The 16911-nt window shown below is 27.9% G+C and carries 21 protein-coding genes; 17 read left to right on the top strand and 4 right to left on the bottom strand.

The window, feature by feature from the left end:
- The first annotated feature begins 133 nt into the window (after positions 1–133).
- From KPL37_RS17120 to KPL37_RS17075, 10 genes are all read left to right on the top strand, one after another.
- Positions 134–1804: a DUF2326 domain-containing protein gene (locus KPL37_RS17120; RefSeq protein ID WP_216151243.1), complete on the top strand. Its 1671-nt coding sequence runs from the start codon at positions 134–136 to the stop codon at positions 1802–1804.
- A gap of 280 nt (positions 1805–2084) precedes the next feature.
- Positions 2085–2600 carry a nuclease-related domain-containing protein gene (locus tag KPL37_RS17115; protein ID WP_216151242.1) on the top strand — a complete coding sequence of 172 codons (516 nt, stop codon included), beginning with the start codon at positions 2085–2087 and terminating at the stop codon, positions 2598–2600.
- Entirely contained in the window at positions 2590–2838 is a 249-nt protein-coding gene (locus tag KPL37_RS17110; RefSeq protein WP_216151241.1) for a UvrD-helicase domain-containing protein, read from the top strand. The genes KPL37_RS17115 and KPL37_RS17110 overlap by 11 nt, the downstream gene beginning before the upstream one ends.
- Positions 2822–3085, top strand: a complete 264-nt coding sequence (locus tag KPL37_RS17105) for a WYL domain-containing protein (RefSeq protein WP_216151240.1) — start codon at positions 2822–2824, stop codon at positions 3083–3085. Before KPL37_RS17110 ends, KPL37_RS17105 begins: the two co-directional genes overlap by 17 nt.
- 161 nt (positions 3086–3246) lie before the next feature.
- Complete coding sequence (locus KPL37_RS17100; RefSeq protein WP_216151239.1) at positions 3247–5202, top strand: SEC-C metal-binding domain-containing protein; 1956 nt, start codon at positions 3247–3249, stop codon at positions 5200–5202.
- 351 nt (positions 5203–5553) lie between these two features.
- The gene (mntA, locus tag KPL37_RS17095) at positions 5554–5964 is read left to right on the top strand and encodes a type VII toxin-antitoxin system MntA family adenylyltransferase antitoxin (RefSeq protein WP_216151238.1); all 411 of its coding nucleotides are present in this window, start codon (positions 5554–5556) and stop codon (positions 5962–5964) included.
- Positions 5954–6361, top strand: coding sequence for a type VII toxin-antitoxin system HepT family RNase toxin (gene hepT, locus KPL37_RS17090; protein WP_216151237.1), 408 nt, complete (start codon positions 5954–5956; stop codon positions 6359–6361). The genes mntA and hepT overlap by 11 nt, the downstream gene beginning before the upstream one ends.
- 3 nt (positions 6362–6364) lie before the next feature.
- Complete coding sequence (locus tag KPL37_RS17085; RefSeq protein WP_343216302.1) at positions 6365–6748, top strand: HI0074 family nucleotidyltransferase substrate-binding subunit; 384 nt, start codon at positions 6365–6367, stop codon at positions 6746–6748.
- 1 nt (position 6749) lies between these two features.
- Positions 6750–7049: a nucleotidyltransferase family protein gene (locus KPL37_RS17080; protein ID WP_216151235.1), complete on the top strand. Its 300-nt coding sequence runs from the start codon at positions 6750–6752 to the stop codon at positions 7047–7049.
- 242 nt (positions 7050–7291) lie between these two features.
- Positions 7292–7747 carry a transposase gene (locus KPL37_RS17075; RefSeq protein WP_216151234.1) on the top strand — a complete coding sequence of 152 codons (456 nt, stop codon included), beginning with the start codon at positions 7292–7294 and terminating at the stop codon, positions 7745–7747.
- Positions 7748–8204: 457 nt separating this feature from the next.
- On the opposite strand, the gene KPL37_RS19935 is transcribed toward KPL37_RS17075, so the two are convergent.
- From KPL37_RS19935 to tnpA, 4 genes are read right to left on the bottom strand one after another with little or no spacing between them, the layout of a single operon-like run.
- On the bottom strand, positions 8205–8366 hold the full coding sequence (locus tag KPL37_RS19935; RefSeq protein WP_246578352.1) for a hypothetical protein: 162 nt from the start codon (positions 8364–8366) through the stop codon (positions 8205–8207).
- A 40-nt stretch (positions 8367–8406) separates the two neighbouring features.
- Complete coding sequence (locus tag KPL37_RS19930; protein WP_246578351.1) at positions 8407–8793, bottom strand: hypothetical protein; 387 nt, start codon at positions 8791–8793, stop codon at positions 8407–8409.
- Between the two features lie 7 nt (positions 8794–8800).
- Positions 8801–9025, bottom strand: a complete 225-nt coding sequence (locus KPL37_RS19925; protein WP_246578350.1) for a helix-turn-helix domain-containing protein — start codon at positions 9023–9025, stop codon at positions 8801–8803.
- Positions 9026–9041: 16 nt separating this feature from the next.
- Positions 9042–9443: an IS200/IS605 family transposase gene (tnpA, locus tag KPL37_RS17065; protein ID WP_216151233.1), complete on the bottom strand. Its 402-nt coding sequence runs from the start codon at positions 9441–9443 to the stop codon at positions 9042–9044.
- 977 nt (positions 9444–10420) lie between these two features.
- On the opposite strand from tnpA, the gene KPL37_RS17060 reads away from it, so the two are divergent.
- The 7 genes from KPL37_RS17060 to KPL37_RS17030 all read left to right on the top strand — a co-directional run.
- A complete protein-coding gene (locus tag KPL37_RS17060) occupies positions 10421–11776 on the top strand; it encodes a YjiH family protein (protein ID WP_216151232.1) in 1356 nt (451 codons plus the stop codon).
- Between the two features lie 472 nt (positions 11777–12248).
- On the top strand, positions 12249–13205 hold the full coding sequence (locus tag KPL37_RS19920) for an SHOCT domain-containing protein (protein ID WP_246578349.1): 957 nt from the start codon (positions 12249–12251) through the stop codon (positions 13203–13205).
- Positions 13206–13684: 479 nt separating this feature from the next.
- Positions 13685–13912 (top strand): hypothetical protein, encoded by a 228-nt coding sequence (locus KPL37_RS17050; RefSeq protein WP_216151231.1) that lies wholly within the window; start codon positions 13685–13687, stop codon positions 13910–13912.
- A gap of 221 nt (positions 13913–14133) precedes the next feature.
- Positions 14134–14337 carry a hypothetical protein gene (locus tag KPL37_RS17045; protein ID WP_216151230.1) on the top strand — a complete coding sequence of 68 codons (204 nt, stop codon included), beginning with the start codon at positions 14134–14136 and terminating at the stop codon, positions 14335–14337.
- A gap of 342 nt (positions 14338–14679) precedes the next feature.
- Positions 14680–15585 (top strand): HipA domain-containing protein, encoded by a 906-nt coding sequence (locus tag KPL37_RS17040; protein ID WP_216151229.1) that lies wholly within the window; start codon positions 14680–14682, stop codon positions 15583–15585.
- Positions 15582–15977 (top strand): HipA N-terminal domain-containing protein, encoded by a 396-nt coding sequence (locus tag KPL37_RS17035; protein ID WP_216151228.1) that lies wholly within the window; start codon positions 15582–15584, stop codon positions 15975–15977. The genes KPL37_RS17040 and KPL37_RS17035 overlap by 4 nt, the downstream gene beginning before the upstream one ends.
- Before the next feature lie 539 nt (positions 15978–16516).
- Positions 16517–16911 (top strand): SH3 domain-containing protein (locus KPL37_RS17030; RefSeq protein WP_216151227.1); only part of this gene is annotated, 395 nt, incomplete at its 3' end.

The raw sequence follows: 16911 nt of genomic DNA, 5'->3' as shown, positions 1-16911 counted from the left end.
TCTACAGACTTGTCAAGTGTTTTATGCAAAAAAAATGGGGGAATCAATAAAAATTAATGATACTAAAAATGAGTAATCACAGGAACTAGGGAGTTTCCGTGAAATCTCTACACGGATAAGGGGGAAATCTTAAATGAAAATCTTAAAGTTAGTAATTAAAAATCCTTCAAATCAAGTAATTAGAGATATTAATTTTGAAGAATTTGGAGTTTCATTTATTTATGGAGATATACAGGAACCTAAAAATTTAGGTGCAACTATAAATAGCTTGGGAAAAACACTATTAATTAAATGCATTGATTATATATATGGATCAAATGAGGATCCTAAAATTATTAAAAGTAGAATTCATGGTTATACTTTAGAAGCAACTGTGAAATATAAAGATATTGAGTATAAAGTTATTAGAATACTTGGTAAATCAAATGAAATAATGATAAATGATGCACCATACTCTTTAACAGATTATAAGAACTTTTTTAATATCAAAAGAAGTATAATAGGAAAACAATTTATTATAAATAAAAAGTCAAATATAATTAGTTACAATACTAATGCTAGTAAATATGATGTTGTTGATTTCCTTTTTCTTTTAGGACTAAATAATTTACTTGAAAGTATTGAATCAATATATTCCTCACAAGATGCAGTAAAGAAGTACAAGAATAATAAAGTAGATTTAGTAAAATTTTATGGCGATTTTGATCTGAAACAAATTGATGAAGAGATTTACTTTGTTGATAAAGAAGTGGATCGTTTAAATAGTCAAATGGGGAAAATTTCAAGCAAAATAAAGGGTATTGAAATTTCTGATCTACAAGTAAATATTGTTGAAGAATATGCTTCTAAAAGTTCTAAATTGAAAAAAACTAAGAGTGAATTTGAAAAAGCTAAATTAGAATGTAGTCGCTTAATAGAGTTTATAGAAAATTCAAATAAGGTTGATATTTCAAGTGAACATATACTTGCAATTTATAACAAAACTAAAATTGAAGTACCTACTTTAATTAAGAAAAAGATTGAAGATGTAGAGATTTTTCATCAAAAGGTTTTTAAAGAAAGAAAAGAATTTTTAAGTAATAAAAAAGTAAGTATTGAAAAAGATATGAAAAAGATGGAAGTTCAAATACAAAAGCTTTCATTGGAAATAGATAGAATTGGAAAGATTATATCCTTAAATCAAGTTTATCAGGAATCAATTGCTTTATACGAGAATTATAATAATGAATTACAAGAATTAAAGTATAAAGAAGGTAAATTATCTCAAATAAAGAATGTTGAGGACAATATTACTACTGAAGATAAAAAATTAACAACAAATTTTGATCTTGCTAGTCATATACAGAAAGATTATAGTGAAGTTATTAAAGGTTATAGGGATTTTATATATGGGATAACAAAAGCTATATATGACGATGATGTCAATTCTTATTTTGATATCAAAATAAGGAAAAAACATCAAACTAGTCGTCCAGTTTTAATTGAACTTACTCTAAAAGGTGATACAGGAGAAGGGGTAAGTGAAATAAAGAAAAACTTAATTGATTATTTATTGTTTAAATGTAACTCATATATTGATTTTTTTGTGCAGGACTCATCTTGTTATAATGGAATTGACCCACGTCAAGTGTCTGGTATGTTAACTGAAGTTGAGAAAATAGCTCAGGAAACTAAAAAGCAGGCTATAATTTCAATAAATAAATATCAATTAGGTAATTATAACGAAATAATTGAATTTGTGAAAGATAAAAGTTCTATCATACTCTCAGAAAAAGATAAGTTATTTAGATTTGATTTTGAATGATAAGTTAAATTTATGTGGATTAAAAAAAAATTTTGCTAATGGTGAATTAGATGAAATTTCAACTTCTCAAATTTCGATAAGTTGAAGTAAATTGACTACTAAAATATATATCTTATATATTTTAGTAGTATTTTCGTCGTACAAATATAATTAATGACAGCTATACTGTGTAGTCAAAAATTATGTTATAAATAGAGTAAACTACCAATAATATTCTCCAATGGAGGAATTAAATATAATATGTTATAATTAAGCAATTAATGAAAAGATGGGGGATATTATGGGCATTTTTGATGTAATAAAGAAAAGTATACTTGGTGCCAGCTTTGAAAGCAAACTTATGAAAACAATAAGTACACCAATTTTTATAAAGGAATTTAACAAGGAAAGTAAGAATATACTTAATCTTAAGGAGCTTTTAAATAATTCAGCTGATCAGGCTGTAAAAAATAAAATAGATAATGAACTTAATCTTCAAAAGTATGTTCAAGAAGGTTTTAACAAAGTGCATTTTGAACTTAAAAATTCACCAGTGCCTTTTTATGGATTACATAATATTAGATTAGGACAGGGAGATAGTATTGCAAATATAGATTTCTTAATGATTACTCATCAATTTTGTTACATTATAAAGTGTAAGAGCATTCAGGGGAATATTGAAATAGATAGTCAGGGCAATTTCTCAAGATTTATAAGGAAAGGTGAAAAGTGGTTAAAGGAAGTTATGTATAGTCCTTTAGAGCAAAATAGAAGGGCTGAGCTTATTCGAATTAGGGGGGAGAATTATGCAGCTTAATGTAGAACAGAGAAAACTAGTTCAAAGTAAACCTGCTGGACATTCCTTAATTAGGGGAGTTGCAGGCTTAGGAAAAACCACTGTTGCGGTGAATAGAATACCATTTTTATTAGAAAATTATTGTTTTGATAAGGATGATAAAATTTTGATGGTAACTTATAATAAGAGTTTAATAAGTTATATTAAGTATATTTACGATAAGGTTCAAAAAGACCTGGTGTATGTATGGTGGAGATGAAACAAGAGTAAAGGTTAAATTTGATAAACGCTGCTATAAAGTAGTAACTGAAAAGAGTTTACTTGAGGAAAGTCTAATTGAAGAGAATGAAGACTATTTTATTTATGAGTTTGTTTGTAATGGTACATATGGAATAAAGCTATGGATTATGGGCTTTGGTGCAGATGCAGAGGTTATAGAACCAGTAGAGTTCAGAGAAGAAATTATAGATAGTATAAGGGAAATGAATAAGGTTTATAGTATATAAATGTGGAGTAGTAAGTATGAAATATTAAAATAGAGTCAAACATATTGTTAAGGGGATTAAAGAAACTTTGCAACATTTTATAATATAAAGCTTTTAGTGTATAATCCTATAATAGACATAATATTATTAAATTTAAGAAAAGGAAATGGAGAAGATACGATTTGAAAGGTAAATGTTATTATTGCAACGAGAAATTATCAGAAAGAACTGTTAAAAAACATGTTAAAGGCTGTAAAGTTAGGAAAGAAAAGATAGAAGAGTCTATCGCGAGTTCTAAAAAAACTAAGAGTCAATATATTTTGTCTATACTTCCACAGTATGGATCAAAAGAGTATAGTTTGTATATAGCTATAAATATAGATTTAACTTTAAAGAATCTGGATAGTTTTTTAAGGAATATTTGGTTAGAATGTTGTGGACACTTAAGTAGTTTTATCATTGATGACATAAACTATGACTCCTGCGTAGACGATGAATTTGAACTTTTTTCTGAAACTGAAACAATGGATTTTAAATTAAGACAGGTGATTTCTGTAGGTGATAAATTTAAATATGACTATGATTTTGGGTCTACTACTTCATTAAAACTTGAAGTTATAGAGGAGTATGTGGTAGGGGAGAATTATAGTCAAATAGAGATATTATCTAGAAATGATGAAATACAAAATTTTTGTGCAAATTGTAATCAAAAGGCAAAGTATTTTGATTATGAAGAAGAAAAGTATTTTTGTGAGGATTGTGTAGGTGAAGACGCTGGTATGGTAGATGAACTTGAATATACCAATTCTCCTAGAGATGGAGTTTGTGGATATGTAGGAGACAGAGATACAGAAAAGCAGTACTTGCCAGGAAATAAATTTAAGGTTAAGAAAACTAAAACAAAAGGGAGAAAGAATATAGTCCCAATTATAGAGAATGATGAATTGAAAATAGATGATTATGAAGGAGACTTTGATTCTCTTTTGGATATTGCAATGAATGATGTGAATTTAGAAATTGAAAATAAAGCAAAAAAATTATTAAATAGAGTGAAAAGAGGAAAGTTTACTCATGATTTAAGAGAATTATTAGAATGTGATACAAAAGACGAATTATTAAAAACAACATCTATTCTAAATATTGCGAAGGTATCTAAGTTTAATAAAGGCCAATTAATAGAAAGACTTTTAGAGGTATATGAAGAGAAAATAACAAAGACACTATATTTAATTGATAGTGAAAGATATGATTTTTTGAAAAGGATAGTGGAAAACCAGGGATATATATCCTTTGAAGATGATAAGTTCACATCAAAACCAGAATATTTTTTAGAATGTGGATTTGTATTTGCAGCGATGAGAGAAGATGGTATATATTTAATCATGCCAAATGAAACAATAAATGCTATAAAATCCATAGATAATGAAGAGTATAGAAAAACATTAGTTAAAAACACAGAGCTAATAAAGTTGTTTTGGGGAATGATCTATAACTATGGCGTACTATTTAAGAGTGATTTTATAAAGATGCTTAATAATTATATTGACTATTCTTTAGATGAAATTGATATTTACGCAGTAATTGTAAGTGGTGAAGATTATTATGGTGGGTATATGCTACAAGGGAATATAGCTAGTAGTATAATGGTTCCGCTAGAAGATATTATGCATATTATTAATACAAGAGAGAATATTTCAAGCGATAGGGATTTCTGCATTATAAAAAAAGCTGAGCTACTTGAAGCCGCTAATGAGGAATATTTAATTGAAAATAAAATAACCATGAAATTAAAAAAGTATTTAGAGAATAATTGGGAAATAGAAGATGCACAAATTGAAATGATTATACTTAATTTATATGATGATATTCAAGAAAATGAAAAAGCAGAGGTAATAGAGAACATCATAGGTGCAGTGGGAGAGGTAATTGAAAATGATCTTCAAAAATTTTTAGTAGAAATAAATAGTTTTATAAATAACACTAGACTTTGGAGACTAAAAGGATATACTTTTAATGAATTAAATTCAGAAGATAATAATACTTCTACTCCTAAGATAGGAAGAAATGATCTTTGTATTTGTGGAAGCGGTAAAAAATATAAAAAATGTTGTGGATCTAAGGTTATTCAGTTATTTTAATTATGTAGATGAAAACACTGAATTTATATAAGGATATAATGCTCATTAACTTAACGGTAAGAGATATAAAAATGGAAAGCTTATAGCACAAGGTTCTGTAGTAACAGGAAATACAAATGTACTAAAATATTTTTAAAAGGATACAAACATAGAATAAGTTAAAAGGGGTTTCTATATATTAGTAATCCCTTAAAACATATCTAGATTAAAATAGTGGAGGTATAAATCATGGATTGATTAGAAAGAGTTTTGGTCCACGATTAGAGTAACATCCACATCATAGTATATTCATTAAAAATTTGGTATAATATTATTATAATAAATATAATTATTATAAAGGATGTGAAAGTTTTGGAACTAAAGGATAAAGACATTGATATTTTAAAAGAATTTTTAATTAAAAAAATAAAACCATTTCTTATATATATATTTGGATCATATGCAAAAGGGACTTCACGCTCAAATAGTGATATTGATATTGCATTTTTAAGTGATGAAGATTTTAGTGAATACGAAATATTTATGAATGCACAAGAATTAGCGAGTTTACTTAGTAGAGAAATTGATCTTGTAGACTTAAAAAAGTCATCTACGGTATTTAAAGCTCAAGTAGTCGGGACAGGAAAGACAATTTTTTGTAATAATGATACTAGAAGAATGTATTTTGAAATGTATACATTTAAAGAATATGCTTTATTAAATGAAGAACGAGCAGTTATATTAGAGAATATAAAGAAGAGAGGAAATATATATGGGCAATGATGTGATATATAATAAGGTCGAAATTATTGAAAGATGCTTAATAAGAATTAATGAAGTATATGATAATAATACTGAGAATCTAAAGGATTATACAAAACAAGATTCTATAATATTAAATATTCAAAGAGTATGTGAAGCGTGTATAGATTTAGCAATGCACATAGTTTCTGAAAAAAAGTTAGGTATACCACAGAATAGTAGAGATGCTTTTGAGGTTTTGTGTAGTAATGGCATGATTAACAGTAACTTAATGAATAAGTTAAAAGCTATGGTTGGATTTAGAAACATAGCAGTGAATAACTACCAAGCTATTAATTTGAAAATTGTGAAAGAGATTATAGAAAAACATTTAAGTGATATTAGCGAGTTTTCTAAGATTATTATGAAGAAAATATAAAAGATATTTTGCCACGGCAATGTATTAAAGAATATCATAGATAATTTTAGTAATATAAAAAACCCAGATGATATAACGATGGAAGTGTATAGAGATTCAATTATTAAAAAGTATGAAACACTAGAAGACTTAACTTGGAAGTTACTTTCTAAGATATTTAAATCATCTGGTTTAGAGATAAATAATCCAATAGGGTGTTATAAACAAGCGTTTAAGGAAGGATTAATTAATGATATAGCAATTTGGAACGATATTTTATTATTAAGAACTTCTACATCTCATATTTATGATGAGCAAGATTATGAAGAAATTAAAAATAAGATAATAAGTGATTATACAGGTGCCATAGAAGATCTATTAAGTAACCTTTCAAAAGTGGTAATGTGATATGTATGGAATAGATAAAAAAGTATATAAAGGCTTGATTAATTATTTCCTGAGTAATAACAATATAGATAAAGTAATAATATTTGGGTCAAGAGCAAAAGGAACAGAAAATATAAATTCAGATATAGACGTATGTGTAAGTTATATAGGTAAAAGCAAAGGAACTATTGTAGAGGAAATTAATGATGTAATAGGAATATATTCTTGTGATATTGTTTTTCTAAATTCATTAAATGAGAATATAAAAAAACAAATTGATAGGGATGGAATTGAAATTTATTCTAAAGTTAGTAGTAGATAATTTTAAAATATTTTTAATTTAACTTCAGCGACTAGGGCAACTGTGGTTAGGGAAAAATAGTAGGGAGATTTGTTGCTTATAAAAATACAATCAAGAATTGGGAACTAACCTATAATAATGAATTTATCAATTTCAGTCGCAAGCGCCTTCAAAAAATCCCCCGGCAGACTGAGCGAAACTATCAACTTATATCCATTTATGGTATAATATAACTATGATAAGAGAATGGAGTGTGGGTTAAAATGAACTATGTATTTGGAAAACAAAGAGAGCAAATTCTTATTGAATCCATTGAAGAATATGTACAGGATGATAATGAAGTTAGAGTTATGGACAAATTAGTAGATAGCCCTGACTTATATTCACTTGGTTTTTTGACAGCAAAGAACGGTGAAACAGGTAGACCAAAATACAGCCCACAAGATATGCTTAAACTTTATATTTATGGATATTATAACGGAATAAGATCTTCAAGAAAACTACAAAAACAAATAATAATTAATAGAGAAGTTATCTGGTTACTAAAAGGATTGCAACCAAAACAAAGAGCTATATCAGACTTCAGAAAATTCAGAATGGTAATAGGCGAGGTTAGTATTGCCATTTTTGCATATAATCTTAAAAGAGTTATATCAATAATGGGGTTTAAAGGGTTAATGGAACGAATTATTGAGAAAATGAAATTAAAGGTGGCCTAAGGGGCTTCTTTTTTATTTAATATTTCTTAAACTTAATGCAATTATTTATGAAAATATATTTTTTAAATAAACGTATAAAAATATAGAAAATTCAGATCATAATCTTCATATTTTCTATTCATAACTTTCTATAAAAAGGACTTTTCGCTCAGTGTGCCGGGGGATGTGAACAAACCATGAAGAAAGCAATAAACAACAAGCTAAAAACATCATTTTTAAAGGAAGTAGATAGGGATTACTAGCTTCTCGGATTTTAGTTGTCCGAACTCTGATACTCCCACACCTAAAGGAGTGGGGTTCTTAGATATGTTAACTTCTCAAATACTCTCATCTATTAAGAATCTAATAAATTACACATATAAGAACTCATTAATTTCTCTAAAACTTTTACTACCAATCACTCTAATGAATGAATTAACGATAGTCTAAGGCTCATATCAAAACCTTTTATTTGCCTCTAAATACCCATACTGCTTATCAAATTAATGTCTCTACTCTGTATTTTTAATATTTCTTTATCATGAAGTCTTCTAAAATTATCGAACTGCTTAAAACATAATTCTTTGTCTATTTCCTCTAAATTATCTTTTACATTCATTATTAAAAAACTTGAATACAAATCTCTCTGTATTTTAAATCCTCCAAAATCATTCCATCTTTCAGATAATTTCTTTTTTACCTATTTTATATCTAACCTCACCAGTTTCTTTATTATACTTAATTGGTGGAATTCCTTCTAGTATTAATTGAACATAATATTTATATTTACCTCGAATTAATTTTCTTACCACTCTACAATATTTAATTTTATTCAACAATGACACTTGTGCATACTCATCATTTTTATTTACAATCACATTTATATGTAATCCATTCCATATTAATTTGTTATCTATAACCCTAATCCCAGTTTTATTTGATTTTCCCTCAACACTATTCATTTCACCATACTTTTTAAAATAAACTCTATTTGATTGATGAAGCATTAATTTTTGAAAAGCACTAAAACACCTACTAGCTATCTTTTGCGCAGTGAAACTATCCACATTATCTTTAAAATATTTCTGTATACATTTTAATATGCAGCTCCGCAGGAGATGATTTAACCATATTTATTACTTTCTTATATTCTTTCGATTCTCTCATATGATTATATCTTTTAAACAATTCGCCTAAACAACTATTATAAATGCTTCTACTTATTTCTAATCTTTTATTTAACATGTCTTCTTGATATTTTTCTGTGTTTAATTTTAGTGTTAAAATATAATTTGACACAGCATTCACCCCCTTCTTAATATCTTGTTTTTTGATTATCTACATATTTTTTTACTGTTTCACTACTTACATTCCTAGCCGTTGATACAAAATAACTTCTTGTCCATAGACTAGGCATTTTACTTAATTCTTGAAATTCTGCTCTCAAAACTTCACTTGTTGCACCTTTTATTTTTTGCATAATATCCGAAGGTCCCAATTTTGGAAGACAATTTAAAAACATATGGGTATGATCCTTATCACATTCCATTGCAATAATTTCAATTTCTATCTCCTTACATACATCTTTGACCAAACACTTAAATCTATCTTCGACCTTAGGTATTAAAAATATTTTTCTCCTATATCTTGGGCAAAATATAAAATGATAATTAATTAAAGAAACTGTTGTTTTAGTTTTTCTGTATTTATTTTCCATATTATCAGTATATCCTATTATGTGTATGTTTAAACTCTTTTATACATATATATCAGATAAATGTTTATGCATTATACTCGTTCAACATAAAGACTATATCTAAATCATGGTTATTTTCTTTACTCTCGCCGACAAACAACTTGTTAACTGCAAAATCTTGTATTGAAGGAAAACCCTTTGATGGACTATAAACAATTCTAATCTTATCTTCGTTAAAATCTATTCATTTTTCTTTTAAAATTAAAACAAATCGATTTACTAAATTCTACCTAGCATCAATAAGTTCCTGAATTTTATATCTTATATTTCTTATTCCCTTAAATACATTAGCAATATTTACTTCATATAAAGTGTTGATATTCATTTGATTGATTAACCATCTATACTCTAACAACAAGTATTTTATTTTGTCCTAATTATATTATAAAAAATCTTTAGTGTTGTTAATGTATAAGCAAGAGTAGATTATAATTATTGTTGATTAAGGGAAGTAAAATAATACTTATTATTTTACAGAATGTTAAGTATAAATATACAAGTATCAGTGGTTTGAAATATAGGATAAAGGAATTGGTATTCCCAATAAGACAAATCTCAAGATAAGAGCATAAAAACAAGAAATTATATACAGCAATATTAATTAAAGTTTAATTCAGAGATTTATTTAGTAATCTGAGGCATTGTGGATTTAAACTTAGGGGCTGTGCACAAATTAGTTAGATAATAATTGATTTATATGAAAATCGTGACCTAGATGGATTGATGAATAATATAAACGGATTTCCAATATTTAAAAGGTGACTGGCATCTTTTAAATATTAGTAGTGAATCAGACAATATCTGTTTATTATATATATTAAATCGAATATATATGCAAAATATATTTATAATATGCAAAAACCTATTGCAACACTTTTGGTCATATGTTATTCTAGAAAATGTGTGTCTTAGTTAAGACAAAATGGAGGTTTGTAAGTATGATAAATAAGTTAAAGTTTATATTTTTATCTATTTTTGGATTTATTTTTTTTCTAATCCCTTTTAAGATTAATGGAGAAAGTAAAATTGCTATATCCCACATAGTAAATTTTGTTACAGTCAATATGCTCCATTCATTTATTGGTTTTACTGTTATTTGTGCATGGGTTGTGTTAATTGCAACTGTGCTTTTTACCTTTTATTCTTCAAAAAACAAGTATGTTAATTCTGTATTCAAAGCATCACCTTTAAATGTTGTATTAAGGGTAGTTGGATCATTTTTATACCTTATGGTGGTTAATAATTGGTTTCAGAACTATAAGTTTGCTGGTATAATTTTAGATGGCAATACTGGTGGGCTTATGGCAGGAAGTACTGGTCTTTTAACCACACTTTATATAACATTTTTTGTAGGTATTATTGCTCTTCCACTATTAACTCATTTTGGCATTGTCGAATTTGTAGGTATTTTATTAGGTCCTATAGTTAAGAAGTTGTTTAGATTACCAGGCTATTCAACTATTGATGCAATCGCATCCTTTGTTGGTGATGGTACAATTGGTATTGTGGTAACGGATACCCAATATCAAAGAGGATACTATAATAGACGTGAAGCTTATATAATTGCTACTAGTTTTTCTATTGTAGGTATAGCATTTGCGTCAGCAGTAGCTGAAGAATTAGGTTTTGGGCATATTTTCCCAATATTTTATGGATCTATTGCATTAGTAACTATTATATTGGCTTTTATTACATCGAGAATGCCACTTAAAAAATTTCCACCAACTTATTATGAAGGGGTAACTCCTAGTATAATTGAGATTCCAAAAGACAAAACAGTTTTTCAGTATTCATATGAATCTGCAATAAAGCAGGCAGGAGATGCCAAAATTTACGAGGTAACGATTCAGTCGTTAAAAAATATTGTTAACATATATGTTGGTTTCTTACCTATTATTATGGCGGTTGGAACATTTTCTTTGATAGTTGCAGAATATACTCAGTTTTTTAGTATCATTAGTGCACCACTTGTATATTTATATAAGTGGATAGGGTACAGTAGTGAAGTAGCAAAAGTCATGGCACCCGCATCGGTTGCTGGATTTGCAGATATGTATTTACCAGCTTTATTCATAAGTACATCGGTGTCTGAAGCCTCAAGATTTTTTATTGGTGTATTAGCATTTACCCAGTTAGTATTTATGTCTGAAACTGGAATGATTTTAGTTAAAAGTAAGATTGGTTTAAGTTTTTGGGATGTAACTAAAGTATTTCTTGTTAGAACTGCAATGTCTTTACCGTTATTACTAGTTATAACAAATATTTTAGCTACTTTAGGTGTAATATCTTTTTAATGAATAACGTTTTTTATATTTTGTTTTGGATAAGTTCTTTTTAGTGCGTTGCGCTGAAAGGAGCTTATTTTTATAAATTTATGCTTTTAGATGTATAAAGGAGGTGATTTATATAGAATTAATATAAAATTTATACTTAATATTGATAAAAGTGTGATACACACGTTAGCAAAACAAACTGTGTTTACAATTTGTTTACGACCCTTGAGGGTGTTTATGAGTAGCAACAGAGATTGTTCGCTTCTCTTCCAAACTCTGTAAGGTACCTGACCCTTGGGAATGCTTGGAATCATAAGATGGGGAAAGGGTAATATAAAAGGGTCATAAAACTAAAGTATTTTAATATGTGGACGATATGTAATATATTAAGCCTGAGATATATTTTTATTTTTGAAAAGCAAGAAACAGGAAAGTATTTATAAAAGGCATAATATAACATGCTGTGAAAAATAGTTATAGGGGGATATACATTATGAGTAATAATACGAGAGATGCAGGTACTTCATTTGAGGTGGCATTAGTTAATGCATTAAAAATACCGGGTGTTAAGGTTAATCGTAGAGAATTTTTATTAAAAACGTTTGATGAATATGCAAATACTAATGAAATAGATATTTTAGAGATACTTGAAAAGGGTCCTGTTAAAATAGGAGTAAGTCCTGATACATTAGATAAAATTTCATCAGCATTAATTGGGAAACGAACACTTCAAAGTACTAGTGCATCCTTTCTAGCAGGATTACCAGGTGGACTAGCTATGGCAGCTTCAATACCTGCTGATACTTTACAATTTCTTGGAGTAACAATACGATTGGCTCAAGAGTTAGCTTATATACATGGGTATAAAGATATATGGGTGAACGGAGAAATTGATAGTGAAAAAGTTAGAGGAGAACTCACTTTGTTTCTAGGAGTTATGTTTGGAGTGGGTGGATCAGCTTCTGCAGTTAAGATACTTTCATCCGGTATATCTAAACAGATGCTGAAAAAGTTACCACAAAAAGCGCTAACTAAAACTATTTATTATCCAATTATTAAGAAAAGTGCGGGTATTATTGGAGTTAAGATAACTAAGCAAACTTTTGCTAAAGGTGTTTCGAAAATTGTACCAGTATTAGGGGGTATAATATCTGGAGGTCTTACATATGCATCTATGAAACCAATGGGGAGACGTTTAAAAGATACTTTAGCAGAATCAATTAATTATACTGAAGAAGAGTTTGATAAAGATATAAAAAGTATGTTTGGTTCTGTAGATGTTGTATTTGAAGAAACAGCAGCTGAAAAGGAAGATAATACGACACAAAAGAATGAAACATTTAGTGTCGCTGATGAGCTGCTTAAGTTTAAAAAATTATTGCATATGGGTGTTATAACACAGGAAGACTTTGATGCTAAAAAGAAACAATTGTTATATAAAGATAATTAAAAAATAAATAATGATGCTATTAATTGTTAATAATCATCTGATTTTATTGGCAGTAGTTTACTTATAAAGATACAGGTAATATTTAACATGAGAAGGGATGAGCCTAATAAGACACATCCCTTATAACATATCCAGATTAAATTTACCAAGTTTTTTTAATATAGTAAATCAAAGCATAACGGAAAATACTCCTTCATTCATAGCTACAAAGATAAATAAAGAAATATTTAAAAATAGAAATAAAATTAGCAACATAGTTTGTATGCTTCACATCTAAACTATGTAGGGTATCTGCCCCTTGGCAACAATTGCTAAAATGAGTATGAAACTAAGATTTTATTAAAGAATAAAAACATAGAATAATATAAAAGGGATTTCTATATTAGAAATCCCTTAAACATATATAAATTAAAATAGTAGAATTATTTGCACAAGCAGTTGGTGCCAATCGTGATAATCAAAGATTTAGAGTAGTTCCTGTGAGACCAGACTGGTCAGATGTAACAGATCTATTAGGTTACAGAAACATTGAGAATAAATATGTACCAGACATTATTATTGATGCCACTTATGAGGCCATGAAGAACATAGATAAACCTTATTTTTTATGTCTTGATGAAATGAATTTAGGTAGAGTGGAGTATTATTTTAGTGATATTTTATCATCAATGGAAACAAGAAATATAAAGGATGATGTAGCAACATAAATTTAGCAGGGCATAATATTAAGTTTGTAGCACTAGTAGAGTCAAAGAGAAAGTTTTCAGGTGAGGCTGGTATAACTTATTACGGTAAGGTAATAGATATAAAAGTTGTGAAGAGAAATTCTTTAAAGGATATACCAAGTGAGTAGGAGGAAGAGTATCATGTTTTTAAAATTGATAAGTGGGATAAGCTTTATAGAAAAATTGAAGTAAAAAGATATTAGGTGGTAAGAATTATTTACACTACTGAGTATTTACTTCATAATGCGCAAATAGTTACTGAGCTTTGTATAAAATTTAAAGAAGAGTATAGATTGTGGAAAGAGCTCAGGAGAGTAAGTTCACTTACTAAAACTGAAATTGGGGAAAGTATAAATAAGGATAGTAGAATTAAGATATTAATTAAAGATGAGGAAATGAGGGTTTAGTGCAATGGGAAAGTGTATGATTTTAGTAGGGGAGAGTTTGAGAGGAAGTCGAGGGAGGTAGTGGGGAGGATAATTGAGATTTGGAGGGGATGTTCTAAGGTAGGACAATCTTAAAACGGGGGTGGTAAAGGTTATAAAAAATACAGTTAACCACTTGAATTTTTAAGGGCATTTTATACAAAAAATATGTATTTCTGAAGACATGATTCGCAAATGAAAATGTATATTATTAATCTTCAATCATTAACCAACACAAATTAATTAATAATATAATTAATATGGGATTAAGTCGGAATTTAAGGTACAATATAGAGTAGATATAAGAATTAAGAGGTGGATAACATGGGTATACTTATTAATTTTGATCATTGGGAGATTGATGAAGATTCTCCTTTTGGAAGTGGAGCCAGTGAGAAAAAATGGCTTATTAATGCTGAAACAAAGCAAAAGGGGATATTTAAGTTTCCTAAGGGTGTGGACATAGGAAGGCCGACTGGAGAATATTGGGCCGAAAAAGTTGCGTATCAATTAGCTGAAGTTTTAGGTATAGAGTGTGCCAAAGTTGATATAGGAATATTTAGAGGCAGAGTAGGGTCTATGAGTTATATGATATTAAAGGAAGACGAAGAACTAGTAGAAGGGATTCAATATATTACTAATATATATAAAGGATATAATCAAGATAAATTTATTGATTATATAACAGAAGAACCATATTCCATAAAGATGATACTCCAATCAATTAAGGAAACAGGTTTAGAAAATGATTTTTTAATTATTCCAATCTTTGATGCATTAATAGGTAATAGTGATAGACATCACAGCAATTGGGGTATAGTAAGAAATAAAATAAATGGAGAAATAAGAATATCCCCATTATATGATAATGGATCATCATTATGTTGTCTTATTAATCCCAAAAATGTTCCAAATTTTTTAAGAGATAAGACTAGATTTAAATCATTAATTTTCAGTAAATCAAAATCTATGATAAGATGGTCAAAACCTAATAGAATAGGTCATTTTGAGTTAGTTGAGCATATTAAAAACAATTATTATGATGGAACAATTTCAATAGTAGAAAAGATAAGAGATAATTTAAGTAATACTAAAATTAAAGATGTTATAGATGGATATGATGATACAATAATTAACCCCATGATTAAGGAATTATTATACACTTTTTTAGTACGGAGAAGAAAAGAGATCATAGATATATATTATGGAGAAGAGGAGGCAGAAGAATGAGTGGAATTAATAATAGAGAATATCTTTATTTAATTTGGAAAGACTATAAGACAAAAAACAGATATATAATTGGAGAGTTATCGAAAAATGGTAAGTATGAATTCAAATATAGAACTAAAGAGCTAGATAATGCAATTAAGAATGGGTTTAAACCATTAATAGCATTTGCAAATATAAATGAAGTTTATGAAAGTTATGATATGTTTCCTGCCTTTTCAAGTAGGCTACCGGATAAGAGAAGAAAAGATGTAAAAGAAATACTAGCAAAATATGGTTTAGAAAAATATGATGTTTTTGAGCTTTTAAAGAAAAGTGGGGGGAAGCTACCTATAGACAGTTTAGAATTTGTAGATCCAATATTCACAGATGAAAAAATATTGAAAGTGAATTGAGTATTATTGATTTAAGAAGTAACTTAGTTGTATTTTAGTTGTATTTAAAAGGAAAAGTTGCTAGTGGAAAATAAGCAAATGGATCTAATTAAGTTATTTTATAGAAGAAATTAAAGACCTCATAAATAGTAACTATAAAAATTTGAACTATAAAAAATAGAAAGTTGATAATTTGGTGAAAGTTTCAAAAATAGACACTACTGAAATATATTTCAGTAGTGTCTATTTTTGAGGATAAGTACAAACGAAGCTGGGGAAGAGTTAAAAAATAAAGAGCAACTTGGAAGTTATGCATACATATAAAGTTATTGGATAATTTGACGATATAGAAAGTAATAGCAAAATGAATATAGGTATGCACAAACATTTATTTTATAAAAACTGTTATGTGCATTTTAATGATGGGAGTAGTAATTTGATACTAAAGTGTATTAATGATTTATACTGTTTAATATATATATTTTGCTTTTTATTAATGAATTAATTTATATGGACTATAAAATATAACATATATTTAAAATGAATTTTGGAGGCAAATAATGAAAAAAAGATTAGCTTTAGTAACAATTTTATTGACTCTAGCAAGTTCTCATAGTGTATTTGCTGATAGTGGTGTAATAAATGCAAGTTCATTAAACTTGAGACAGAAACCATCACTTTCATCCTCAATTTTAGCTTTTATACCCATCAATACGAAGATAAGTACTTTGGGGAAAAGTGGTGATTTTTATAAAGTAACCTATAAAGGAAAAACTGGATATGTGTATAGCTCATATGTAAAAATAGTACAAGCTACTAGGGTGGCATCAATTAAATTAGCTATTACAACCAAAACAGGGGTAGGCAGTACAAAAGTATGGTATTTAAATGTACGTAAAACAGCAGCTACAGGGAATAATATTATTGGTATTATTAATCCAACAAATAATATAAG

The sequence above is a fragment of the Clostridium frigoris genome, from assembly GCF_018861865.1.
Classification (GTDB): Bacteria; Bacillota; Clostridia; order Clostridiales; family Clostridiaceae; genus Clostridium_AD; species Clostridium_AD frigoris.
This window is presented reverse-complemented; position numbering and strand designations above follow the sequence as displayed.